Source organism: Microbispora sp. H13382, from assembly GCF_014161445.1.
Classification (GTDB): Bacteria; Actinomycetota; Actinomycetes; order Streptosporangiales; family Streptosporangiaceae; genus Microbispora.
Genome location: NZ_JABBXA010000026.1, coordinates 46,938 through 68,727 on the forward strand (window position 1 = coordinate 46,938; position 21,790 = coordinate 68,727).

Sequence of the window (21,790 nt, forward strand, 5' to 3'; positions counted from 1 at the left end):
GTCAGGTGGCGGCCAGCGCGACCGTCGGCGACAGGCCGGCGGCCCGCATCGCCGGGTAGAGGCCGGCGAGGGTGCCGACGACGAGCGTGGCGCCGACGGCGCCCGCGAACGCCCAGCCCGGGATCACCGGCGGCCACCCGCGCGACAGCGCGTAGCCGGCGGTGGCCAGGCCGCCGAGCGCCGCACCCGCGGTCCCGCCGAGCGCAGACAGCAGCAGCGACTCCGCGAGGAACTGCAGGCGCACCTGCCCGCGGGTGGCGCCCAGCGAGCGGCGCAGGCCGATCTCCCTGCGCCGCTCCAGCACCGAGATCACCATCGTGTTGGCCACGCCGACCCCGCCGACCAGCAGTGCGACCGCGCCGAGGCCGAGCAGCAGGCCGGTGAACGCGTTCGCGGCCGCCGCCCGGGCCGCCAGCGCGTCCGAGGGCCTGCTGACGGTGACCTCCTCCGGGTTCTCCGGGTTGACCGTGCGCGGCAGCACGGCCCGCACGGCCTCCACCACCTCCTCCGCGGACCGCTCGTAGATCGTCGTCGGGTGACCGTCGAAGCCCAGGTACTTCCGCGCGGCCGGGAACCCGACGAGTGCCGAGCGCTCGATCTCCGGGGCGAGCGGCATCGGGCCCAGGACGCCGACGACGGTGAACCACCGCTCGCCCATCCAGGCCTGTACGCCGGTCCGGGTGATGCCGAGCCGTTCCGCCGCCTTGGCGCCGAGCACGACGGCGGGCCGCGCCTCGGTGGCGGCGTTCAGCCAGGCGCCCGTCACCACCCGGCCCTCCAGGGTGGTGAGCAGGTCGGCGGTGGCGGCCTGGACGGCGATTCCGCCGGTCACGGCCTTGGGGATGCGGTCGGTGCGCCTGATCGTGGTGTCGACCGAGCCGGTGGCCGAGGCGGTGCGGACCGGCCCGATGCGCCGGACCATGCCGAGCGCCTCGGTCGGCAGCGTGGCCTCCTCGCCGAAGACCGACTGCCCGGGCGTGACGGTGAGCAGGTTGGTGCCGAGCCGGTCGAGCTGGCGCAGCAACTGCTCCCGGGAGGAGGACGAGACGCCCAGCACGGCGATCATGGTGGCGATGCCGATGGCGATGCCCAGCGCGGACAGCATCACCCGGGCGGGACGGGTGCGCAGCGCGGCCACGCCGGTCCGCAGGACGTCGGACGGCGCGAGCCTGGCGGGGGTCAGCCTCTGACCGGTCATCGTGGTGCTCCCTTCGGCGCCGTTCCGGGCTCGTCCGCCGTCTCGTGCATGGGTGCCGCCTTACAGGTGGGCTTGGGGCCGGCCCCGGGGGTGCGGCGTCCGGCGCCGGCCCCGGCGTCGGCGACGACCCGGCCGTCTCGCACGCGCACCTGCCGGGGGCACCACGCGGCGATCTCGGGATCGTGGGTGATGACCGCGATCGTGGTGCCGGCGGCGTGCAGGTCGCGCAACACCCCCAGCACCTCGGCGCCCGCCGCCGAGTCCAGGTTGCCGGTCGGCTCGTCGGCCAGCAGCAGCGGCGGGTCGCCCGCCACCGCGCGGGCCACCGCGACCCGCTGCTGCTCGCCGCCGGACAACTGGCCGGGCCGGTGGCCCAGCCGGTGGCCGAGGCCGACCCGTTCCAGCGCGGCGGCCGCCCGCTCCCGCCGCGCCCGCAGCGGCGTCCCGGTGTACAGCAGGCCGTCGGCGACGTTGTCCAGCGCGCTCGACCCGGGCGCGAGGTGGAACTGCTGGAAGACGAACCCCAGGTGGCGGGCGCGCAACGCGGACAGCTCGCGGTCCGCCAGGCCGGCCACGTCGTGCCCGGCGATCCGCACGGTGCCCGTGGTGGGCCGGTCCAGGGTCCCGATCAGGTGCAGCAGGGTCGACTTGCCCGAGCCGGACGGCCCGGCGATGGCGACCAGTTCGCCGCGTTCGATCAGCAGATCCACGCCGCGCAGCGCCCGCACGCCGCCGCCGTACACCTTGGTCACCTCGCGCAGCTCCACCACGTACGGCCCGCCCCGCGCGAGGGGCTGCCCAGGTGGCACGTCACCGAGGGGATCGGAAGCGTGCGCGGTGCCCGGCCGGCCGGGCCGGATCAGCCGGTTCATGTGGCGGGCACCCCGACCCTCATGCCTGCGGCGAGCCCGGCGCCGGTGATCTCGACCATGCCACCGCCGAAGGCGCCGAGCTCCACCGGGATCACGCGGGTGGATGCGCCCTCGACCAGTTCGACGCCGAATCCGCCCTCCCGCAGGGCCAGCAGCGCCTCCACGGGCACGGCCAGCACGTCCTTGCGCCGCTCGCTGACCAGCTCCACCTCGACCGGGGCCCTGTCGAGCCGGGTCCTGGGGGTCTTGCTCAGGGTGATGTCGACGTCGACCGTGCTGCCCGCATCCTGTCCCCGCTCGCCGGAGACGGCCTCGGCCACCGTGCCGACCGAGGTGATCTTCCCGGTGACGCGCTCGCCGCCGGGCAGTTCGACGGTGACTTTGGCGCCCTTCCTGGCCAGCGTCTGGTCGTCGGTGGACAGGTCCACGTGCACCAGCCGCCGTACGCCCGACACGGTCAGGGCCGGGCGCCCGGGAGTGATCCTGGCGCCGACCTCGACCCCGGTGTCGGTCACCCGCGCGGCGGCGGGCAGGAAGACCACCTGGGAGGCGTCCACCTGCCCGGTCTCGGGCAGCCCGGCGTCGTCCTGCCACCGCTTGACGGCCAGATGGGTCGCGTAGCTGAAGTGGTCGTCCACGGTCAGGTCGTCGCCGTAGCCGAGGATCTTGAGGTTGCGTTCGAGCTGCTCGACGTCCGGGCCGTCGTCGACGCCCTGCCGCAGCGGCCGGTACATCGGCAGCGTGCCGTACATGAGGACGACCGGCCTGCGGTCGACCCTGAGCAGCGGGCGGCCGCGCCGGACGACCGCGCCCTCGGCGGGCGCCCAGGTCACGGTGCCGGAGGCGTCGGTGCTGACCCGCCGTTCGCCCGAGTAGGTCAGCGCCCCCTCGACGGTCTTGGTGTCGACCAGGTCCTGGCGGGTGATCGGCGCGGTGGCGGGGACCGGGGGCGGAGACGGCTCGGCCGCGCCGGCGTCGTCGCCGCCCGCCACGGCGACGACCGTTCCCGCGGCCAGTGCGAGGAGGCCGGCGCCCGCGATCACCAGGCTCGTCCTCACCCGTTCCTCCCCGGGGCGGACTCCTCGCAGGCCTTCCGCGCCTCGTCCATCGCCTTCTCCTGACCCGGCTTGATCTTGATCTGGAGTCCCTGCCCGGGGGCCGGGTCGGCGACGTCGACGCCGTGCTCGCGCATGCACTGGGCGAACTTGACCATGCGGTCGCGCGCCTCGGGGTCGTCGCCGCCGAGCTTGTCGCCGACCGCGTCCTTCATGAAGTGCTCGCAGGCCTGCATGGCCTTACGCATCGTGGCCTCCTCGCCCTTCTTGCCGGTGATGCGGACGCGGCCGTCGGGGCCGGGGTCGGGCATGTCCACGCCGTGCTCGCGCATGCACTGGGCGAACTTCAGCTGGGCCTCCTGGCGGTCGGCCGGGCCCGGCGCGGACGGCTTCGCCGTCGCGGTCGAGGCGGCGCCGCCGGCCCTGGCGATCCCGTCGTCCGCGGGGGCCGCGCCGCAGGCGGCCAGTGCCAGCGCGAGCCCGAGGGCCGGTGCCAGGGCACGCGGCGGTCGTATGCGCATGAGTCGCTCCTCCTCTCCCGGGGCGTTCGCCCGGGACGCGGCCCAACTCCAGCGGAGGCGGTGCTAAACGCGGATAAGCGAGATCGGCTTATCCGTGCTTATCCGCGGCTAACACCTCCTGCGTCACTCTCGAAGCCGAGCGGGAGGTTGGGATGCGGGTGCTCGTGGTCGAGGACGAGGAACAGCTGGCCGACGCCGTCGCCCGGGGGCTGCGGCTGCACGCGATCGCCGTGGACGTGGCCTACGACGGCCGGGAGGCGCTGGAGCTGACCGCCTACGTCGACTACGACGTGGTCGTGCTGGACCGCGACCTGCCCGACGTGCACGGGGACGAGGTCTGCCGGGAGCTGATCGGCGCCGGAGGGGCGAGCCGCATCCTCATGCTCACCGCGGCCGGGCGGGTCAGGGACCGGGTCGGGGGCCTGTCCCTGGGCGCCGACGACTACCTGGTCAAGCCGTTCGCGTTCGCCGAACTGGTGGCCCGGGTCCGGGCGCTGGCCCGGCGCTCGTCCCGTGCGGTGCCGCCCGTGCTGGAGCGGGCCGGGATCCGGCTCGACCCCGCCCGCCGTACGGTCGTGCGGGACGGGCGGCAGGTGGCGCTGGGCCGCAGGGAGTTCGACGTGCTGCACGAGCTCATGCGGGCGGGCGGCGACCTGGTCACCTCGGCACGGCTGCGCGCGGACGTGTGGGACGAGCACTCCGACGCCGGAACGGGCGTGCTGCGCGTCACGATCACCTCGCTGCGCCGCAAGCTGGGCGTCCCTGCCGTGATCGAGAACGTGCCGGGCCGGGGGTACCGGCTGTGACCCGTGCCCTGTTCTTCTGGGGCAGGCTGGGCCTGCGCATGCGGCTCACCCTGCTGTACGGCGGGCTGTTCTTCGTGGCGGGGTCGGTGCTGCTGTGGTTCACCCACCTGCTGACGGCTCGGGCGCTCAACCAGCGGTTCGTGGTGTCGGTGGCGTCGAAGGTGACCGGCGCGGGCGCCCCCGACGCGGTTCCGGGGGGCGCGCTGCCCGATGCCGTCCAGGGGAGCGCGCTCCCCGATGCCGACATGCTCGCGCGGCGGGTGCGCACCGATGTCGAGCAGGGGGCGGCCGGCGTGCTGAGCGACGTCCTCGGGTCGTCGGTGATCGTCATGATCCTGGTCGGGGCCGTCGCGGTGCTGCTGGGATACCTGGTGGCCGACCGCGCGCTGCGCCCGCTTGAGCGGGTGACCGAGACCGCGCAGCGGCTGTCGGAGAGCACGCTGCACGAGCGGATCGCCCTGAGCGGCCCCCAGGACGAGGTCAAACGGCTCGCCGACACCTTCGACGCGATGCTCGACCGGCTGCACCGGGTGTTCGACGCCCAGCGCCGGTTCATCGCCAACGCCTCTCACGAGCTGCGCACCCCGCTCGCGGTCAACCGTACGGTGCTGGAGGTGTCGCTGGAGGAGCCGGCGGCGTCGGAGGACCTCAAGGCGCTGGCCCGGGCGCTGCTCGGCACCAACGCCAGGCATGAGCGGCTGATCGAGGGCCTGCTCATGCTGGCCCAGTCGGAGCAGGAGCTCACCGCCCGCAGGCCGGTCGACCTGCGGCAGGTCGTCCGTACGGCCATGGAGCAGATCGACCTGCAGCCGCGCCGCAGGAAGGTGGTCGTCCACGAGGACCTGTGCCGGGCGGTCGCGTACGGCGATCCGCTCCTCCTGGAACGCTGCCTGTTCAACCTGCTGGAGAACGCGATCAAGTACAACGTGCGGGACGGGGAGGTCTGGGTCCGGCTGCGGGAGGACGAGAGCGGAGTGAGCGTGACGGTGGAGAACACCGGGACCCTGGTCCCGCCCTACGAGGTGGACGACCTGTTCGAGCCGTTCCGCCGACTCGGCGGCGACCGCGTCCGCTCCGCCCGGGGGGCGGGGCTGGGCCTGTCCATCGTCCGGGCCATCGCGGTGGCACACGGCGGCACGGCGGAGGCGCTCGCCCGGCCGGAGGGCGGCCTGGCGGTGACCGTACGCCTGCCCGGGCCGGCCCAGGGGTGATCACATCCGGGCTTCCCTACCCACTGTCGCCCGGCCTCTCCCTACTCGCGAGTAAAATCCGAGTTGTTCTAACTTGACCGGTTTGACCTGGTCTATTACCTTTTAGGCAGCTCAGGGCGCACTTGCTCATTCAATGGCCAAGAAGCCCTCCTCAGACCGACGCGGCCGGCCGATCCCGGCCTGCCGCCCGGCCGCCGAGTCCGCGTCCGCGCGGAGCCGGGGACCCACCTCTCCTGGGGTGAATCGGCATGCCTGCCATGCCGTAGGGCGCCTTCCAGCCCGAACCCGTCAGCTAACCCGGTAGGCGGCATGGAAGTAAGGGAGTTCGCCCCACCATGCACGTCCTCAACACCTGTGTTCGCGCTGCCCTCGTAAGCGGGGCCCTCGCTTCGGCCGTGCTGGTCGCGGCGCCGGCCGCGCACGCCGACAACCCCGCCACCGGCAAGGGCCCGGCGGCCGCGCAGTCCATGGCCGAGATCGCCTCGACCCTGCCCAAGGTCAGCGCGGTCGACGTGCTGAGCCTGGCCAAGAGCCAGGTCGGGATCAGGGAGAACGCCTACGGCGGCGGGACCAAGTTCCAGCAGTGGTACATGTCCACTCCCCGTGCCCAGGAGACCCTCGCCCGCGACGGCGGCACCCTGAAGGGCTACCTGAACGCGCCCTGGTGCGACATGTTCGTCTCCTGGGTCGGCCACGAGCTCGGCATCGGGCCGGTCATGGGCTCCGACGCCTACACCGTCGAGCACGCCAACTGGTTCGCCGACCACGGCCGCTGGGGCCGGACGCCCAAGCCGGGCGCGGTGGTGTTCTTCAACTGGAACGGCAGCAAGGACATCGGCGACATCGTGCACGTCGGCTTCGTCGTCAAGGACAACGGCGACGGCACCATCCGGACCATCGAGGGCAACACCGGCAACGGCGCCGTCGAGGTCCGCACCCGTCCCACCTGGCAGGCTGTCGGGTACGGCTACCCGATGTACCCGGGCGAAGCCGCCGCCTCCGCCTGACGGCTGACGCCCCGACCCACGAAGCGCGCCGGTGATCCCGGCGCGCTTCGCCATACCCCCGCCGCGCAGGCGCCCGGCGCTGATGCTCAAGACGCCGGCCTCCGAGGTGGCGCAGCCGGTCTGGGGGCCACGCGCTCGAGCTTGGTCCAGCCCGTCCAGCCTCGCTGCTTCAGCAGCTCGATCAGCCGACGCGCCGGCGGCACGGTGTCGAACGCCAGCGTGTCCATGAGCTTGACGAGCGGTGACGCGATGTCGGTGTCGTCGACATAGTGCTCGCCCCGCTCGTCGGCCATACGCGTGATGTAGACGGCCAGCTTGTCGGCCAGCTCGACCAGCCGCGGGTCGTCGTCGTCTCGATCGAGAGCCTGGCTCAGGGTGAGGTAGAAACCGACGAGCCGCGGGTCGTCGATCTGCTCCCGCTTGCGTGCCATCCACTCCGCGACTCGCCCGGGTGAGTGCGCGGCCAGGGGGATCCAGCCGTCACGCTCGGCCCGGACGATCCGCTCGTCGACCCCGAGCGCCCGCAGCCGGTCGAGATACTCGACCACCTCCGGGGGGAGTGCCAGGCTGTCCCCGGAGGCGAGCCGGGCAATTCGCTCGCGATGCCGCTGCCGCTCCCGGATTTCCGCCCGCAGCCGCCTGTCGATGTCCGCGACCGCCGCGGCGAACTCCTCCTCACCGGACTGCAGCAGCTCCCGCACCCGCGCCAGCGGAACCCCGGCCTCGGCGAGGGTTCGGATTCTGATCAGCTCGATCACGGCGCCGGCGTCGTATCTGCGGTAGCCGGAGTGGTCCCGCTCCGGCTCCGGCAGCAGCCCCTTGGCGTGGTAGTGCCGTACCGCGCGCACCGTCACTCCGGCATAGGACGCCAGCTCGCCGATGGTCAGCATCCGACCGGTCTCCGGGAGTCGCTCACGAGGTCGCGTGGCCGGCCGGGCCTTCCACGCCACGGATGATCTGGGCGATTTCCGGGGCATGGGTGAAGACCAGCTGATGGTCGGCGTCGAGCCATGTGGTGGTGATGTGCGGGTGCTCGCGGACAAGCCGCTCGACGCCGGCACGCCAGATCCGGTTGAACCGCGGCGCGTGCCCTTCGCCGCTCTCGCCGGCCATCGAGGTTGACATGATCATTCTGATGGGCCTGTCGATCTCTTCGTACCGGTCGAGGATCTCCGACCGGATCATGTCGATCTCGAGGTTCAGGTCGACAATCTCCCGGGCGGTGAGCGACACCTGACGCGCGGTGCCCTGCTCGGACTCCTGCCGCACCGTCAGCTCCTCCCACATGGCGCGGAACTCCGGCAGGACGGCCTCGGTGATGAACGGTTTGGACACCGGGTTCGCCCCGTCGATGAGAACAAGCTCGGCGACGGTGTCGGGATGCTCGCAGGCATAGTGCACGGCCAGGTCGGCGCCCAACGAGTAGCCCACCAGCACAGGCGCCGCAGGCAGGCCAAGGTCTCCCAGCTCCGCCATCACCGCCGCGAAATCGCCGAGGAAGGCCTCGAAGGAGTACCGGTCGGCGGCCGAGGCGAGGCCATGGCCGCGCAGGTCGAATGTCACCACGTCGTGGTCGTGCCGCAGCAGCTCGGCCAGCTCCCGCAGGTCGGCCTGTGTCGAGTTCAGCCCGGGGCACAGGACCAGCGGTCGTCCCCGGCCGCCGCGAGACACCGGGATCGTGACGCCGTCGTTGCGGATCGTGAAATTCCGCGTCGTACTGTCGCCTCCCTCGGCCCGCTCTCCACCATCGTCGTGCTCACCGTACGTCTCGCGCGGTCCGGCGACCTCGGTCGCACTGGTTTCCCTGGTCATGCCACCATGCTGAGAGATTGACCCAGCGTCAGGGTCAAGCGGCGTGACGTCCGCACTTCGTGACCGCCGGCCCCTGCTCGCGCGGGGCAGGGGCCGAGGGCAACGCGCCGGTCAACGCATCCCGATCGACCGGCACTCCGACCGGCCGATCGGGCGACGACCTGCGGCAGACCACTCCCCCAGAGTCCCGCTGCTTCCCTCGGCCCCCGGCGACGGCGACCTGCCCGTACGGCTGCCGCGGGCGGCCCGCGTCAGGCGCCGACGTAGGCCGCGAGGTGCTCGCCGGTGAGGGTGGAGCGGGCGGCGACGAGGTCGGCCGGGGTGCCCTCGAAGACGATCCGGCCTCCGTCGTGCCCCGCGCCGGGGCCGAGGTCGATGATCCAGTCGGCGTGCGCCATCACCGCCTGGTGGTGCTCGATGACGATGACCGACTTGCCGGCGTCGACCAGCCGGTCCAGCAGCCCGAGCAACTGCTCGACGTCGGCGAGGTGAAGGCCGGCGGTCGGCTCGTCGAGGACGTAGACCCCGCCCTTGTCCGCCATGTGGGTGGCCAGCTTGAGCCGCTGCCGCTCGCCGCCGGACAGCGTGGTGAGCGGCTGGCCGAGGGCGAGGTAGCCTAGCCCGACGTCGGCGAGCCGGTCGAGGATGGCGCGAGCGGCGGGCGTGCGCGCCTCGCCGGAGCCGAAGAACTCCCGGGCCTCGGTCACCGGCATCGCGAGCACCTCGCTGATGTCGCGCCCGCCGAGCTTGTGCTCCAGCACCGCTGCCTGGAACCGCTTCCCCTCGCACTCCTCGCAGGTGGTGGAGACGCCGGCCATCATCGCCAGGTCGGTGTAGATGACACCGGCGCCGTTGCAGGTGGGGCAGGCGCCCTCGGAGTTGGCGCTGAACAACGCCGGCTTCACGCCGTTGGCCTTCGCGAACGCCTTGCGAATCGGGTCGAGCAGTCCGGTGTACGTCGCCGGGTTGCTCCGCCGCGAGCCGCGGATCCCGCCCTGGTCGACCGACACCACCCCAGCGCCGCCCGGAATCGACCCGTGGATGAGCGAGCTCTTGCCGGAGCCGGCGACTCCCGTGACGACGACGAGCACTCCGAGCGGGATGTCGACGTCGACGTCGCGCAGGTTGTTCGCCGTGGCGCCGCGGATCTGCAGCGTGCCGGTGGGCGTGCGCACCGTCTCCTTCAGGGCGGCCCGGTCGTCGAAGTGGCGGCCCGTGACGGTGCCGCTGGTCCGCAGGCCCTCGACGGTGCCCTCGAAGCAGACGGCGCCGCCCGCCGTACCGGCGCCGGGGCCGAGGTCGACGACGTGGTCGGCGATCGCGATCATCTCCGGCTTGTGCTCCACGACCAGCACCGTGTTGCCCTTGTCCCGCAGCCGCAGCAGCAGGGCGTTCATCCGCTGGATGTCGTGGGGATGCAGGCCCGTTGTGGGCTCGTCGAAGACGTAGGTGATGTCGGTGAGGGAGGAGCCGAGGTGGCGGATCATCTTGACGCGCTGTGCCTCGCCGCCCGACAGCGTGCCCGACGCCCGGTCGAGCGACAGGTAGCCCAGCCCGATCTCCACGAACGAGTCGAGGAGCTGCTGCAACGTGGTGAGCAGCGGCGCGACCGACGGCTCGTCGAGGCCGCGGACCCAGCGGGCCAGGTCGCTGATCTGCATCGCGCAGGCGTCGGCGATGCTGACCCCCTTGATCGTGGACGACCGGGCGGCCTCGCTGAGCCGGGTGCCGTCGCACTCCGGGCAGGTCATGAACTTCACCGCCCGCTCCACGAACGCCCGCACGTGCGGCTGCAACGCGTCCTTGTCCTTGGACAGCATCGACTTCTGGATCCGCGGGATCAGTCCCTCGTAGGTGAGGTTGATGTTGTCGACCTTGATCTTGGTCGGCTCCTTGTAGAGCAGGTCCTGGAGCTCCTTCTTGGTGAACTCCCGGATCGGCTTGTCCGGATCGAAGAAGCCGGAGCCGCTGAAGATGCGGCCGTACCAGCCGTCGACGCTGTAGCCGGGGATCGTGAGCGCGCCCTCGTTGAGCGACTTGGAATCGTCGTACAGCTGGGACAGGTCGATGTCGGACGTCCGGCCCATGCCCTCGCAGCGCGGGCACATGCCGCCGGTGATCTTGAAATCGCGCCGCTCCTTCACGGTCTTGCCGCCGCGCTCGAGTGTGACCGCGCCCGCTCCGCTGATCGAGGCGACGTTGAAGGAGAACGCCTGGGGCGAGCCGATGTGCGGCTGCCCGAGCCGGCTGAACAGGATGCGCAACATCGCGTTGGCGTCGGTGACGGTGCCCACGGTCGAGCGGGGGTTGGGGCCCATCCGCTCCTGGTCGACGACGATCGCGGTCGTCAGCCCGTCGAGCACGTCGACCTCGGGCCGGGACAGCGTCGGCATGAAACCCTGCACGAAGGCGGAGTAGGTCTCGTTGATCAGCCGCTGCGACTCGGCGGCGATCGTGGCGAACACCAGCGAGCTCTTGCCCGAGCCGGAGACGCCGGTGAACACCGTGAGCCGGCGCTTCGGGATCTCGATGCTGACGTCCTTGAGATTGTTCTCCCGGGCACCGTACACACGGATCAGGTCGTGGGTGTCGGCGGCGTGCGGCGCGGGCGGCTGCGCGTCCGTACTCGGGGCCATGCTCATCGTGTCTCCATATCCTGCGGGCAGGCGGCGTCGCCTGGCATGATCTCACCAGCTTCGGCCGGTACGTCTGGTTCTCCGCGACGGCGCGGTCCCTGGACCGGCGTGCGGCGGCGCGGGTTCAGCGCAGCTCGTTGATGCGGAGCAGGTTGCCGGCGGGATCGCGGAAGGCGCAGTCGCGGACCCCGTACGGCTGCTCGATCGGCTCCTGCACGACCTCGGCGCCGCGGGCCTGCAGCCGATCGAAGACGCCGTCGAGGTCCCTGGTGGTAAGAACGATCATCGCGTAGGTGCCCTTGGCCATCATCTCGGCGATGGTGCGGCGCTCCTCGTCGGTGGTGCCGGGGTCGGCGGCCGGCGGGTGCAGGACGATCGACGTGCCGGGCTGGCCGGGAGGGCCGACCGTGATCCAGCGCATCCCGCCGTATCCGACGTCGCCCCGGACCTCGAAGCCGAGAGTGTCCCGGTAGAAGGCCAGGGCCGCGTCCGGGTCATCGTGCGGGAGGAAGACCGAGTGGATGGTGACGTCCATGGCGGTCACGCTAGCTGCGGCTCGGCGAGCCGCGCTTCTCGATTCCTGACCGGCCTGGTCACCTGTTTCGTCACGCATGAAGGGATGCCGGCCGTCGCGCTCCCGGCCTGTCGCCGATAGGTGCTGGGCGGCACACCGACCAGCTCGGTGAAGCGGGTGCTGAAGGTGCCCAGCGACGAGCAGCCGACCGCGAAGCAGACCTCGGTGACGCTCAGGTCGCCGCGGCGCAGCAGCGCCATCGCGCGCTCGATCCGCCGCGTCATCAGGTACCCGTACGGCGACTCCCCGTAGGCGAGCCGGAACTGCCGGCTGAGGTGCCCGGCCGACATGTTCACGCCGCGGGCGAGCGCCTCGACGTTCAGCGGCCGGTCGTACTCCCGGTCGATCCGGTCACGGACGCGGCGCAGCAGCGCGAGGTCGCGCAGATGCTGTGCCGTGGCGGTTCTGCTGGTCACCTGCATACCGTACGTGCCGCCACCGACATTTCGCGTCCGCTTCAGCGGACGACGATCACCCGGTTGTCCGCCCGGACGGCCCGGACACCGGCCGGCTGAGGCGATGAACTGTCCTCGTGATGGCTCCGGACCCGTTCATCTGCTTTTCCGTCACCGCTTCGCTGCCCCTTACCCGTTGACACGCGGCCTCACGGGAATGGAGAGTGCACGGCCGCGTGGCATGGGCGGCCGGGAGTCATGCCGACTGCGGGGGCTGGAAGGCTGGTGCGGAAAGGCACCGTGGGCATGAGGTCGGAAATCGACTACGGGGCGGTGTTCAGGGCCGGTCAGGCCCCGTCTGCGGTGCTGACCCCCGACTTCGTCATGATCGACGTGAATGACGTCTTCCTGAAGGTGAGCGGGCGCGGCCGCGAGGAGTTGCTGGGCCGCGACCTCTTCGACGTCTTCCCGCCCAATCCCGCCGCGCCGGAGGACTCCGAGCAGCAGGGAGCGCGGATGCTGCGAACCTCCCTGGAACAGGTGCTGACCACCCGCCGGCGCGATTTCGTGCCGCTCCAGAGGTACGACATCGCGATGGCGGACCGGCCCGGGATGTTCGAGGAGCGGTACTGGAGCACGGTCATCACTCCCATTCCCGGCCCGCACGGCGAGGTCCGGTGGATCGTCCTCAGCACCGAGGAGGTCACCGACTTCGTCCTCGCGTTGCGGCGCTCCGGCGTCGGCGGCGAGCACGAGGGAAGGACGGACTGCCTGGCCCTGCAGTTGCAGACCCTCAACGACCAGCTCAGGCAGGCGCACCGGGAGCAGCGCGAGACGACCTCGGCTCTGCGCGAGGCCATCGAACGGCAGCGGCGACTGGTCTACGACGCCTCCCACGATCTTCGCAATCCACTCACGGGCCTGCTGACGGAACTGGAGGTCGCGCTGTCCGACCCCGGCTGCGACCTGCAGCGGATGTTGCGCAAACTGCTGCGCGACGCGGAACGGCTCAACGACATCGTGGCGGACCTGCTCGATCTTGCCCGGTTGGACACCGAGACCCATGAGAACCACCGCCTGATCGACCTCGCCGAGTTCGTCACGGACGAACTCGACCGCCGCACCCCGGGCACCTGCGTCCTCACCCGCCTCGACCCGCAGGTGCGCGTGCGCGCGTCGGAGATCCGCCTGGCCCGTCTGCTGAGCAACCTGATGACCAACGCCGAGCGGTACACGAACACCACGATCGAAGTCGTCGTCGTCGCCGACCCGCCCGACGCCGTCCTGGAGGTCGTCGACGACGGCCCCGGCATCCCGCCGGAGGACCGCGAACGCGTCTTCGAGCGCCGTTACCGGCGGGAGGAGGCCCGCCTGCGGGATCCGGGCGGGTCCGGGCTCGGCCTGTCCATCGCCCGGGAGATCGCCCAGGAGCACGGCGGCCGGCTGTACGTCGCCGAACACCACGGCGGGGCCCGTCTCGTCCTGCGCCTGCCCCTCGCCACCGAGCGACGCCCCTGAAGGAAGGTGTGCGCGATCAGCTCGGTGCGTGATGATGGCCGGACGCTTCGGCCGTACCGCGTCCGGGCGCGCCCCCGTCTCCGCCGGCCGCTCGTCCGGTGAGGGACTCGAGTTCGGCGACGGCTCGGTCGGTGGCCGTCTCGGCGGCGATCTCGGCCGCCAGTCGTCGCGCCTCCCGCCGGAAAGAGGGCTCGCTTAGGACGCGGTCGACCGCCCGGGCGATCGTGCGGGGTGAGGCGTTCTTGCTCACGGTGATCCCGGCCCCGGCGAGTTCGACATGCCGTGCCACCTCGCCCTGGTCCCGTCCGAGCGGCAAGCAGACCAGGGGGACTCCGGCGGCCAGGGACTTGACGGCCGTACCGTGGCCGGCGTGCGTGACCGTCACCGCGGCGTGGCGCAGCGCGATGGTGTGCGGGGCGGCCGCGGCGACCAGGACGTTGCCGGGCGCCCGGACCGTCGCGGGGTCCACGGCAGGGCCGGTGGTCAGCAGCCCGCGCACCGGCAGCGTGCCGAGGGCTTCGGCGATGCGCTCGAGTTGCGTGCGCTGGTTCATGAACGACGAGCTCAGACTGGCCAGAACCAGCGGCGCGTCACCGTCCGGCAGCTCGCACTCCCCGGCCCAGGCCGGGTCGTCGAGCCGTGGGCCGACGTGCCGCAGGCGGGCGGGAAATCGCCTGCCGGGATAGTCGAGCGCACGCGGGGACAGCACGAGCACAAGGTCGGCACGGTCGAACGCGTCGATCACCGAGTCCACCGGCGGCAGGCCGTGCGCGGTGCGGGCGGCGTTCAACGCCGGCAATCCCTTCCCCCACGGTTTGAGGACCAGCTGTGTCAGCACCCGATCACGCAGGCGCCCCAGCGCGCCCGCAGCGGGAGCGAGGCCCGGACCGGGCGGCGGCGCACCCGGAGTGGGAAGCGGGTAAAGGGTCGTCACCAGCGAGGCCACGGGGATCCCGGCGGCCTCGCCGCCGATGAGCGCGCCGAGCAGCATGTGCTCGGCGACCAGCACGTCGGCCGGGCGGGCGCGCAACTCGGCCAGCGTGTCCCGCGCGTAGTCGGCCGCGGGACCGCAGACGATGCGATCTCTCAGCCGCGCGAACGCGCCGAGCGGCGTGCGGGCCTCGAAGTCCCTGATGACGTCCTTGGCCGGATCGGTGACGTCGCCCTGGGGCGCCGTGGTCCAGGCGATCGGCTCCAGGCCGGCGGCGTCGATCTCCTCGTGCAGTGACCTGTCGGCCAGCACGCGAACGCTGTGGCCGCGTTCGCGCAGCGCGCGGGCGACCGACAGGACGGGCGGCACGGCTCCGCCGCCGGCCCAGGTGGCGAACAGGAAGTTCTCAGGCATCGTGGCTCTTCCGGGGGTCTATGGAGGTCAGCAGGTCGCGCATGGCTCGTTCGGCGTCCTCGCGCGACAGGCCGAGGTCGCGCCGCCACAGCTTCCACAGGTAGACGTCCGTGGCGGCGTAGTGCAGGTTCAGCGCGTGCTCACGGGCGGGGCCCTGAGCCGGGAGGCGGTCGGCGAAGACCTGTTCCAGCCACGCCCGATGCCGGACGCGGGCGTCCGCGGCCGCCCGCGCGATCGCCGGGACACGGTCCATCTGCGCGGTCCAGAGCACGTTGGCGTCGCCGTGCCGCTCGTAGTCCTCGAAGAGGACGGCCACGATCGCCGCCACATCACCGGCCGGCACCTCACGGGTGAGCGCCGCCTGCGACGCCACCCTCTCGGCGACGGCGTCGGCCAGCCCGTCCTTGCCGCCGAAGTGGTTGACGATCGTCTGCACCGAGACACCCGCCTCGTCGGCGACGTGCTGCAGCGTGACGTCGTCGTACCAGCGCCGCCTCCACAGCGCGGCCGCCGCCTCCACCACGCGCGTACGTGTGACCTCCGCGGCCGCGGCCCGGGCACCCATGCGGTACGGACGCCTGGTCTCGCTTTCCATGGAGTAGTTCTTATATTCAATTGACGGCCGGATCAAGTGAAATCTGCTCGCACTCCGCCCGGCCGAGGACCCCCGGATGCGTGAGGACCTGATCCCTGAAACCGAGGCCCGGTGCGACAGCCGTGGTGCTCACGCGACGTGCCGGGTCCGCAGGAGCCTGCCCGGCACTGGCTCTCAGCTGGTGGCGCCCCAGGTGAGAGAGATGCCGGTGGCCGCGCGTTCGGTGCGGATCTCCATCATGCTGCCGAGGATGGTGGCATGGTCGGACACCACGGGCGTGGCGTCGAGGGTGTAGGTGATGCGGCTGCTGACGAGCACCGGGCTGCCCTGCGGCTCGTGGAGGTGGCGGGCGGCGGCGGGGTCGAGCAGACCGGGCCGGACCACCTCGGACGCCCGGGCGACCGTCACTCCCGCGTCGGCGAGGGCCGTGTAGAGGGAGACGGCGGTGAAATCGCGGTCGCGGATCTGGTCGGCCACCGGCCGGCGGACCCAGGACACCTGGTGTACGGCGGGGCGTCCCGCGAACTCGCGGACCCGCTCCAGCCGCAGGGCGGTGTCGCCGGGACGCAGCCGCAGCTCCGCGACGATCCGGGCGGGGGCCCGGCGCACCGCCCGCCCGGCCACCGCGGTGCGCACCTCGTGGCCCTGTTTACGCAGGTCGTCTACCAGGCTGCGGAGCGAGTCGAGCTGGTACGCCAGATGGGGCGGGGCGACGAACGTGCCCCGCCCGGGCTGCTGCACGATCAGCCTCTCGTCGCTGAGCTGCCGCAACGCCTGGCGCAGCGTCATGAGGGTCACCCCGTAGGAGGCGCTCAGCTCCCGTTGCGGCGGCAGGGCCTCACCGGGGGCGTAGTGTCCCGACCGGATCTTCGCGGCGAGGTCGGCGGCGATGGCGCGGTATCTCGCCTCGTGCCCGGCGTCGGGGGTCATCGTGGTCGGTCACACTCCTGGTCGAGGGCCTGCCGCAGGGGCGCGAGGAAGGCCCGCAGGTCGTCCGGCCCGGCCCCGTCGAGCACCCGCCGCATGACCGCGGCGCCCACCACGACGCCGTCGGCGTGCCGGCGGGCTTCGCGTGCCTGGTCCGGGGTGGAAATGCCAAATCCTAGCAAGACCGGCCGGTCCGAGACGCGCCTGATCCGCTCGGCGAGCTCCGCCGCCGAAGCGGCGAGGGCGGCCCGCTCACCGGTCGTGCCCATCACCGACACCGCGTAGACGAATCCGCGACTGCGGCACGCGATCTCCCCCAGCCGCGGCTGCGGCGTCGCCGGCGACGCCAGCAGGACCAGCTCGATCCCGGCGGCGGCGGCCACGTCCGTCAGCTCGTCCGCCTCGTGCACCGGCAGGTCGGGCACGATCAGGCCGTCCACGCCGGCCCGGCGCAACGCGGCGCAGAACGCCTCGGGACCGTCGTGCAGCACGAGGTTGTAGTAGGTGCTGGCGACGAGTGGCACGCCCAGGTCCAGCACGCCGGACAGGTCGGCGAGGATCCGGCGGGTGCTCGCCCCCCGGGCCAGTGCCGTGTCGCTCGCCTGCTGGATGGTGACGCCGTCCAGCGTGGGGTCGGAGAAGGGCAGGCCGACCTCGATCGCGTCCGCCCCGGCGGCGGCGAACGCCCGCAGGTAGTCCGTCCAGCCGGGCGTGATGCCCCCGGTGACGTACGGCATGAGCAGGCCGCGGCCGGTGTCCCGGCGGGCACGCAGGTGGCGTTCGACCGCGCCGGCGGCCAGGGTGGGGTCCGTCACAGCAGCTCCTTCAAAGTCGAGACGTCCTTGTCTCCCCGGCCGGACAGCGTCATCAGCACCGTCGATCCCGCGGGCAGCTCGCCGTCGCCCGCCGCGCGGATCACCCAGGCCAGGGCGTGCGCCGATTCGAGCGCCGGGAGGATGCCTTCGGTGCGCGCCAGCCGTACCGCCGCACCGGCCGCCTCCTCGTCGGTCACCGTGACGTAGCGGGCCCGGCCCAGGTCGCGCAGGTGGGCGTGCTCCGGGCCGACTCCCGGGTAGTCGAGGCCGGCGGCGATGGAGTGCGCCTGGACGATCTGCCCGTCGTCGTCCTGCAGGAACAGCGAGCGGCAGCCGTGCATGACGCCGAGCCGGCCACGGGCCGCCCCGGCGCCGCCCTCCGCCTCGACCCCGACCAGGCGCGCCCGGGTGTCGGCGAATCCGGCGAACGTGCCGGCCGCGTTGGAGCCGCCGCCGACGCACGCGACCACGTAGTCCGGCACGCCGGTCCGCAGCTCGGCAGCGCACTGCCCGCGGGCCTCGTCGCCGATGATCCGCTGGAACTCCCTGACCATCCACGGGTACGGATCAGGCCCGACGACCGAGCCGATGCAGTAGTGGGAGTCGCCGGTCACGCCCACCCAGTGCCGCATGGCCTCGCTGGTCGCGTCCTTGAGAGTACGGCTGCCCGTGGTGACCGGGACCACCTCGGCGCCCAGCATGCGCATCCGGAAGACGTTCAGGGCCTGCCGCTCGATGTCGCGCTCGCCCATGAACACCGTGGCCTCCAGCCCGAGCAGCGCGGCGGCGGTCGCGGTGGCCACCCCGTGCTGACCCGCTCCCGTCTCGGCGATCAGTCTCCGCCGTCCCATCCGGGTGGCCAGCAGAGCCTGGCCCAGCACGTTGTTGATCTTGTGGGATCCGGTGTGGGTGAGATCCTCGCGCTTGAGGTACAGCCGTACGCCCAGCGCCTCCGACAGCCGGTGCGCCGGTGTGAGCGGGGTCGGCCGCCCGGCGTGCACGGCGAGCAGCCGCGCCAGGGCGCCGCGGAACCCCGGATCCGCCCAGGCCTCCCGGAACGCCTCGTCCACCTCGCGGCACGCCTCCACCAGAGACTCCGGGGCGTACCGTCCGCCGTACTCGCCGAATCGGCCCCGCGCTCGGGGCTCGCCCATCGTCCCGTCCGGCGGGGCCGGCTCGCGCAACGGCAGCACGTCTCGCATGCCACTCTCCCATCGTTCTATAACTCTTGAGTGAGTTCTATAACAATGAGTCTGGCACGGACGATGGGGACGCGCCACCTCCGTTCACCCAGTCCTCGTTGCGCTGGTTCGGTTGGTCGCCGCGCCGCGAGTGCGTCCGGCAGCGCGGGCCGCCACGGTTGCCGGGAGAGTTCGGCGCCGACCCCGGGGCGTGCGCCGAACAGGCCCTGCGCGACGCCACGCAGAGCTTCGCGGTCAGCAAGGGCCGCCCGTAGTTTCCAGCCCAAAAACAACGCTAAGCAGTTGATCTAGGGTGTGGACGGCGTCAGCCACGCCGGGGTGGAGCGGTGTCGAGGAGTTCGGTGACCTAGGCGAGGGCGACGGCGCCGGGTTTGACGTAGCGCATGGCGGTGCGTGGGTTGCGCCACCGACCCTTGGCCATGATCAGTTGTAGGCCGGCGTTGGCGTCGCCGAGGTGGGTGGCCGCGCTGTGGCGTAGCTGGTGCAGGTCCCAGCCGGGCGAGGTGTCGGTGCGGGTGTAGTGGTCGAGCAGGGCGCGGGCCCGGTCGTAGCCGAGACGGGCGCGGCCGGTGTGCGGGCAGATGTCTTTGGCCGGAGGCCGGCGGGCGGGGCCGGGGCGGCGTTCGGACAGGAAGACCGGGCCGGCGGTGCGGCTGCGCAGGAGCCGGGGCAGCAGGTGCGCGGTACCGGATGCCCAGTAGACGTACTCGATGTCCCCGCCCTTGGAGACCACGCGGGCGCGGCGGGCGTCGAGTTCCAGGTCGGCGATGTCGAGGGCGAGGATCTCGGCGGCGCGGGCGGTGGTCTGCGCTGGTTCCAGGTCGACGCCGCGGACTGGCCCCACAGCGCGGTGAGCGTATCGGCGAGCTCGTCGCCGGTGACGTCGCCGAGGTACCGGTCGGCGCCGACGTGGTCGGCGAGACGGTCCAGTGCGCTGCCGTCAAGATCGCTGCGGGTGGCGCCGCTGGTCGTGATCGCCGCGCGATCGTCCATGCACCGGATAATAGGCCGTTATCCGGTGAAGATGGGATCACCGCGGCCAGGCCGCCACCGCCGGTCCGACGCCCGGCCGTCATCTCGACGCGGTAACCCTTCGTGATGAACGGGCGTTGCCAGGCGGCCAAGATTCGCCCGCTCATAGCCGATGTGCGGAAGTTGGCATAAGGAAGTGGTCGATGGCCCTGCCTGAGCTGTCTGGCCGTGAGGGGGTCGGCCGCGGGGGTCGGCTGGCTTGCCCGCCCACGCCCTGGCCGCTGCCCGATTCGTGGCAACGGGCTCGCCGCCTCATCCGTGCGGTGGCGCGGCTTGGCTGGGGCCGTCAATCCGGGTGCCGGCGGGGGCCAGGCTTTGCCGGTGTCAGCTGGTGAGGCCGGCATCGTGGGCGAGTAGGGCGATCTGGGTACGGTTGTTGAGATTGAGTTTGGTGAGTATGCGGGAGATGTGGGCTTTCACGGTAGCCACGCTCATGAACAGTTCGTTGGCGATCTCGGCGTTGGACTTGCCGTGCCCGACGGCGATAGCGACCTCGCGTTCGCGTTCGCTGAGCTGATCCAGCGCGGTGGTGGCGTGCTGTTGCCTGGCGGCGGCGCCGGTGTCGCTGAGGTGGGCGATGAGCTGTCGGGTCACGGTCGGCGACAGGATGGGTTCGCCGGCTGCGACCCGCGTGATCGCGCGCAGGATCTCGGCGGGTGGGGTGTGTTTGAGCAGGAAGCCGCTGGCCCCGGCGCGTAGCGCGCGGAGGACGTGCTCGTCGGCGTCGAAGGTGGTCAGGATGATGACCTCGGGTGGGTTGGGTCGGGCGCGCAGCTGTTCGGTGGCGGCGAGGCCGTCGAGGGTGGGCATGCGGATGTCCATCAGGACCACGTCCGGGGCGTAGGCGTCGACGGCGTCGGCTACTTCGCTTCCGTCGCCGGCCTCGCCCACCACGGTCAGGTCGGGTGAGCCGCCGATGACCATCGCCAGGCCGGCCCGCACGAGCGGGTCGTCGACGACGACGAGGACCCGCACCGCTGCGTTCACGTTGGGCTCCTTCTCTCTGCCCAGCCGGGCCACGGACCGACGCTGGCCGCGATCAGAGGGTAGGCCACGGTAGCCAGGCCCAGAGCCGGAACTCACCGGCCGGGGTGGGTCCGTGTTCGAGGCGTCCGCCGGCGAGGGCGGCCCGTTCGGTGAGCCCGATGAGGCCGATGCCGGCGCCGGGAATTGCGGTACCACCGCCGGTGCCCATCGGGCACGGGTTGCGGATCTCGACGATTACGCCGTCGCCCGGGGTTGCCCGGACGGTGACGGCCACCTCGGCGTCGGGGGCGTACTTGCGGGCGTTGGTCAGCCCTTCCTGCACGATCCGGTACGCGCTGCGCCCCACACCAGCCGGCACGGCGGCAAGCGCATCGGTCTGGCAGTCGAGCCGCACCGTCATCCCGGCGCGCCGCGACTGGTCGACGAGGTCGGGGAGGTCGGCCAGGGTGGGCTGCGGCCGTTCCGGCGTCTCGTCGGACCGGTCGACACCGGCGCGGAGGACGCCGATCACCTCCCGAAGGTCCTCCAGCGCCTGGTAGGCACTGTCGCGGACCACCCCGGCGGCGCGGGCGACCTCGTCGGGCGCGGCGTCGGGGCGTAGCTCCAGCGCCCCGGCGTGCAGGCTCAGCAGGGACAGGCGGTGGGCGAGCACGTCGTGCATCTCCCGGGCGATCCGGTTGCGTTCGCCCTGGCGGGCCTCGGCGACCCGCAGCTCCTGTTCGGCCTCGACCCGCCGGGCCCGTTCGCGCAGCGACTGGCGCCGGGCCCGCACGAACATGCCCCAGGCGAGCACCGCGAGCGCGAAGACGACGCCCAGCACGATCTGCGACCAGGGTCCGACCGGGACGTCCGGGCGGATCAGCAGCGTGAGGAACGGCACGAGCGCGTACCCGGCCGCGATCCCGGCGACCACTGCGAAGCGCCGGTGGACCGCGACGGTGAACAGCGCGACGAGCGCCGCGCCCGCGGCGGACGTCGCGTAGACGCTGACCAGACCGACGGCCACGGCGAGGCCGACCGGCCAGCGCCGGCGCAGCCACACCGCCAGACTGCACAGGCTGCCGAGGACGAGGTCGACGGTGAGCGGGACCGGCGCGATGTGCTGCGCGCGGCTGTCGGCCAGGGTCTGCACCACGACGCCGACGGCCAGCAGGAAACAGGTGGCGTCGACGACCCGGCCGCGGACCGTGCGCCCGGCCGGGCGTACTGGATCGTGGTCAGCATCGCTGATCACGCCCGCCGGTAGCGGGCTCCGATCCTGCGGGTCCGCCGGGGCCATCAT

The 21,790-nt window shown here is 72.3% G+C and carries 22 protein-coding genes and 1 riboswitch; of the genes, 5 read left to right on the plus strand and 17 right to left on the minus strand.

The window, feature by feature from the left end:
• Window position 1: 1 nt before the first annotated feature.
• The 4 genes from HHX41_RS35305 to HHX41_RS35320 are packed head-to-tail and all read right to left on the minus strand — an operon-like array spanning window position 2 to window position 3,646.
• Complete coding sequence (locus HHX41_RS35305) at window positions 2-1,198, minus strand: ABC transporter permease (protein WP_182909427.1); 1,197 nt, start codon at window positions 1,196-1,198, stop codon at window positions 2-4.
• Complete coding sequence (locus tag HHX41_RS35310) at window positions 1,195-2,070, minus strand: ABC transporter ATP-binding protein (RefSeq protein WP_169982713.1); 876 nt, start codon at window positions 2,068-2,070, stop codon at window positions 1,195-1,197. The genes HHX41_RS35305 and HHX41_RS35310 overlap by 4 nt, the downstream gene beginning before the upstream one ends.
• Window positions 2,067-3,128, minus strand: coding sequence for a peptidoglycan-binding protein (locus tag HHX41_RS35315; RefSeq protein ID WP_310742317.1), 1,062 nt, complete (start codon window positions 3,126-3,128; stop codon window positions 2,067-2,069). Before HHX41_RS35315 ends, HHX41_RS35310 begins: the two co-directional genes overlap by 4 nt.
• Window positions 3,125-3,646, minus strand: a complete 522-nt coding sequence (locus HHX41_RS35320; RefSeq protein WP_182909428.1) for a hypothetical protein — start codon at window positions 3,644-3,646, stop codon at window positions 3,125-3,127. The genes HHX41_RS35315 and HHX41_RS35320 overlap by 4 nt, the downstream gene beginning before the upstream one ends.
• 152 nt (window positions 3,647-3,798) lie before the next feature.
• On the opposite strand from HHX41_RS35320, the gene HHX41_RS35325 reads away from it, so the two are divergent.
• The 3 genes from HHX41_RS35325 to HHX41_RS35335 all read left to right on the plus strand — a co-directional run bounded on the left by HHX41_RS35325 (window position 3,799) and on the right by HHX41_RS35335 (window position 6,670).
• Window positions 3,799-4,452, plus strand: a complete 654-nt coding sequence (locus HHX41_RS35325; RefSeq protein WP_182909429.1) for a response regulator transcription factor — start codon at window positions 3,799-3,801, stop codon at window positions 4,450-4,452.
• Window positions 4,449-5,663, plus strand: coding sequence for a HAMP domain-containing sensor histidine kinase (locus HHX41_RS35330; protein WP_310742318.1), 1,215 nt, complete (start codon window positions 4,449-4,451; stop codon window positions 5,661-5,663). Before HHX41_RS35325 ends, HHX41_RS35330 begins: the two co-directional genes overlap by 4 nt.
• A gap of 182 nt (window positions 5,664-5,845) precedes the next feature.
• Window positions 5,846-5,984, plus strand: a riboswitch (cyclic di-AMP (ydaO/yuaA leader).
• Window positions 5,985-5,998: 14 nt separating this feature from the next.
• Window positions 5,999-6,670 carry a CHAP domain-containing protein gene (locus tag HHX41_RS35335; RefSeq protein WP_182909430.1) on the plus strand — a complete coding sequence of 224 codons (672 nt, stop codon included), beginning with the start codon at window positions 5,999-6,001 and terminating at the stop codon, window positions 6,668-6,670.
• An 86-nt stretch (window positions 6,671-6,756) separates the two neighbouring features.
• Here the strand turns inward: HHX41_RS35335 and HHX41_RS35340 are convergent, their stop codons facing one another.
• The 5 genes from HHX41_RS35340 to HHX41_RS35360 all read right to left on the minus strand — a co-directional run bounded on the left by HHX41_RS35340 (window position 6,757) and on the right by HHX41_RS35360 (window position 12,114).
• Complete coding sequence (locus HHX41_RS35340) at window positions 6,757-7,560, minus strand: MerR family transcriptional regulator (protein ID WP_182909431.1); 804 nt, start codon at window positions 7,558-7,560, stop codon at window positions 6,757-6,759.
• Window positions 7,561-7,582: 22 nt separating this feature from the next.
• On the minus strand, window positions 7,583-8,482 hold the full coding sequence (locus tag HHX41_RS35345) for an alpha/beta fold hydrolase (RefSeq protein ID WP_182909432.1): 900 nt from the start codon (window positions 8,480-8,482) through the stop codon (window positions 7,583-7,585).
• Window positions 8,483-8,733: 251 nt separating this feature from the next.
• Window positions 8,734-11,124, minus strand: a complete 2,391-nt coding sequence (locus tag HHX41_RS35350; protein ID WP_182909433.1) for an excinuclease ABC subunit UvrA — start codon at window positions 11,122-11,124, stop codon at window positions 8,734-8,736.
• Between the two features lie 118 nt (window positions 11,125-11,242).
• Window positions 11,243-11,653 carry a VOC family protein gene (locus HHX41_RS35355; protein WP_182909434.1) on the minus strand — a complete coding sequence of 137 codons (411 nt, stop codon included), beginning with the start codon at window positions 11,651-11,653 and terminating at the stop codon, window positions 11,243-11,245.
• A gap of 5 nt (window positions 11,654-11,658) precedes the next feature.
• Entirely contained in the window at window positions 11,659-12,114 is a 456-nt protein-coding gene (locus tag HHX41_RS35360) for a helix-turn-helix transcriptional regulator (RefSeq protein WP_220504709.1), read from the minus strand.
• A 279-nt stretch (window positions 12,115-12,393) separates the two neighbouring features.
• On the opposite strand from HHX41_RS35360, the gene HHX41_RS35365 reads away from it, so the two are divergent.
• Window positions 12,394-13,605: a PAS domain-containing sensor histidine kinase gene (locus HHX41_RS35365; RefSeq protein WP_182909436.1), complete on the plus strand. Its 1,212-nt coding sequence runs from the start codon at window positions 12,394-12,396 to the stop codon at window positions 13,603-13,605.
• A gap of 16 nt (window positions 13,606-13,621) precedes the next feature.
• Here the strand turns inward: HHX41_RS35365 and HHX41_RS35370 are convergent, their stop codons facing one another.
• The 5 genes from HHX41_RS35370 to trpB all read right to left on the minus strand — a co-directional run bounded on the left by HHX41_RS35370 (window position 13,622) and on the right by trpB (window position 18,489).
• Window positions 13,622-14,950: a glycosyltransferase gene (locus HHX41_RS35370; protein WP_182909437.1), complete on the minus strand. Its 1,329-nt coding sequence runs from the start codon at window positions 14,948-14,950 to the stop codon at window positions 13,622-13,624.
• Window positions 14,943-15,545 carry a TetR/AcrR family transcriptional regulator gene (locus tag HHX41_RS35375; protein ID WP_182909438.1) on the minus strand — a complete coding sequence of 201 codons (603 nt, stop codon included), beginning with the start codon at window positions 15,543-15,545 and terminating at the stop codon, window positions 14,943-14,945. Before HHX41_RS35375 ends, HHX41_RS35370 begins: the two co-directional genes overlap by 8 nt.
• A gap of 174 nt (window positions 15,546-15,719) precedes the next feature.
• Window positions 15,720-16,475, minus strand: coding sequence for a GntR family transcriptional regulator (locus tag HHX41_RS35380; protein WP_169982724.1), 756 nt, complete (start codon window positions 16,473-16,475; stop codon window positions 15,720-15,722).
• Window positions 16,472-17,287, minus strand: a complete 816-nt coding sequence (trpA, locus tag HHX41_RS35385) for a tryptophan synthase subunit alpha (RefSeq protein WP_182909439.1) — start codon at window positions 17,285-17,287, stop codon at window positions 16,472-16,474. Before trpA ends, HHX41_RS35380 begins: the two co-directional genes overlap by 4 nt.
• Complete coding sequence (gene trpB / locus HHX41_RS35390) at window positions 17,284-18,489, minus strand: tryptophan synthase subunit beta (RefSeq protein ID WP_259401555.1); 1,206 nt, start codon at window positions 18,487-18,489, stop codon at window positions 17,284-17,286. Before trpB ends, trpA begins: the two co-directional genes overlap by 4 nt.
• A gap of 98 nt (window positions 18,490-18,587) precedes the next feature.
• Between trpB and HHX41_RS35395 the strand changes: the two genes are divergently transcribed.
• Complete coding sequence (locus HHX41_RS35395; RefSeq protein ID WP_182909440.1) at window positions 18,588-18,743, plus strand: hypothetical protein; 156 nt, start codon at window positions 18,588-18,590, stop codon at window positions 18,741-18,743.
• Between the two features lie 92 nt (window positions 18,744-18,835).
• Here the strand turns inward: HHX41_RS35395 and HHX41_RS41355 are convergent, their stop codons facing one another.
• The 3 genes from HHX41_RS41355 to HHX41_RS35410 all read right to left on the minus strand — a co-directional run bounded on the left by HHX41_RS41355 (window position 18,836) and on the right by HHX41_RS35410 (window position 21,790).
• The gene (locus tag HHX41_RS41355; RefSeq protein WP_310742319.1) at window positions 18,836-19,333 is read right to left on the minus strand and encodes a site-specific integrase; all 498 of its coding nucleotides are present in this window, start codon (window positions 19,331-19,333) and stop codon (window positions 18,836-18,838) included.
• A 512-nt stretch (window positions 19,334-19,845) separates the two neighbouring features.
• Window positions 19,846-20,445, minus strand: a complete 600-nt coding sequence (locus HHX41_RS35405) for a response regulator transcription factor (protein WP_220504721.1) — start codon at window positions 20,443-20,445, stop codon at window positions 19,846-19,848.
• A 115-nt stretch (window positions 20,446-20,560) separates the two neighbouring features.
• The gene (locus HHX41_RS35410) at window positions 20,561-21,790 is read right to left on the minus strand and encodes a sensor histidine kinase (protein WP_182909442.1); all 1,230 of its coding nucleotides are present in this window, start codon (window positions 21,788-21,790) and stop codon (window positions 20,561-20,563) included.